Here is a 1,584-nt window from a genome sequence, read left to right as displayed (position 1 = left end):
CGCGAACCGGCTGAAGCTCAGGCCCTATGTTGGCATTCCGCTTTTCGGCGAAACGCTGATCTGGGAGCGGGCGGGCGAGTAACGCCGCGCATTGTCCGTCTCGAGCGTTCCCGTGCTAACTTCGCCCCGATCTCCGGCGAAAAGGGCAGGGCGGATTTGAGCGCGAAGGCCAGCAGCGGTAAACGGAAACCGGCAAGCCGCGCCGTCGGCCGTCCGCGTGCCGGCGCGGCACCTTCTTCGGCCGATCCGAAGGCCGACATCGTCGCGGCGGCCGCCAGGCTCTTTCGCGCCAAGGGCATCGCCGGGGCGTCGGTGCGCGAGATCGCGGCCGAGGCCGGGCTCCAGAAAGCATCGCTCTATTATTACTTCCCGTCCAAGGACGAGATCGTCCATGCGATGATCGAGGGCGTGCTCGCGCCCGCGCTTGCCATGCAGCGAAAGCTCGCGCGGGCAGAGCTGTCGGAGGCCGCCCGGCTCTGGCTTTACCTGTGCTTCGATGTCGAGCAGCTATGCGCCGCGCCCTATGACTGCACATGGCTTCTCGCGCATGGCAGCCTCGACGATGCGCGCATGGCTACCTATTGGCGGCAGCGCGAAAAGCTTCTCGGCTGGCTCGCGGCCCGCCTGAAAGGCGGCATGGCGGCCGGCGAATTCGCGCCCTGTGACGCGGCGACTGTCGCTCGGGCGATGCTTGCCGCCACCGAATACTCGGTCACCTGGGCCGAACGTCACGACCGGGCCCGCATCGCGGCGACGGCCGGTGAAGTTGCAACCCTGCTCACGCGGGGCGTACTCGCAGGGGAGCGGCGTATCGACGCGGTGAAAGCGGAGGCGGCCGGTTTTCCCCGATCCTGATATCGTGACTCGATTCCTCTTTTCCGCGCATTAGATGTAAAACGAAGGCAGAAAATCAGGGAGAAGGCTCATGAGCGAAGACCATGTAGCGATCGGCCGGGACTATACCCGCAAGAACGCCGATCTCGCCGCCAAATGGAAGATCGATGTCGACAGGGATCCCTGGTCGATCCCGCTCGATGAGCTCGATCCCGCGCATGACGATCTTTTCGCGGCCAACAAGACCTTGCCCTATTTCGAACGGCTGCGGAAAGAGGATCCCGTCCATCTCTCCGAGAGCGGCCCCTATGGCCGCTACTGGTCGGTGACGAAATACGAAGACATCATGCATGTCGACACCAACCACAAGATATTCTCCTCCGACATCCGCAATGGCGGCATCAGGCTGGGCGGCCTGCCTCTCGAAGGCGAGCCCGATCCCCTGACCTATCTCCCGATGTTCATCATGGAAGACCCGCCCAAGCATGACGAGCAGCGCAAGGTCGTGCAGCCCATGTTCACGCCGCAGAACCTCGCCGAGCTGGAGCCGGTGATCCGCGAGCGCGCCGGTCTTATCCTCGACGCGCTGCCGCGCGGCGAGGAATTCAACTGGGTGCGCCAGGTTTCGGTCGAACTCACCGGCCGCACGCTCGCCACGCTTTTCAACGTGCCGCAAGAAGACCGCCACAAGCTCATCCACTGGTCGGACACGGTGGAGCGGATCGGCGATCCCGATTATTTCGAGACGCC

1 protein-coding gene and 1 pseudogene are annotated in these 1,584 nt (G+C 64.1%); both read left to right on the top strand.

Features of this window, described 5'->3' with window-relative positions; all coding sequences use genetic code 11:
- Window positions 1-156: 156 nt before the first annotated feature.
- Window positions 157-855 (top strand): TetR/AcrR family transcriptional regulator, encoded by a 699-nt coding sequence (locus tag WEB61_RS16320; protein ID WP_368065400.1) that lies wholly within the window; start codon window positions 157-159, stop codon window positions 853-855.
- Window positions 856-925: 70 nt separating this feature from the next.
- Window positions 926-1,584: pseudogene (locus WEB61_RS16315) on the top strand (cytochrome P450); the annotation flags it as partial.

Origin of the sequence: Parvibaculum sp., assembly GCF_040882025.1 — a bacterium.
GTDB lineage: Bacteria > Pseudomonadota > Alphaproteobacteria > Parvibaculales > Parvibaculaceae > Parvibaculum.
This window is presented reverse-complemented; position numbering and strand designations above follow the sequence as displayed.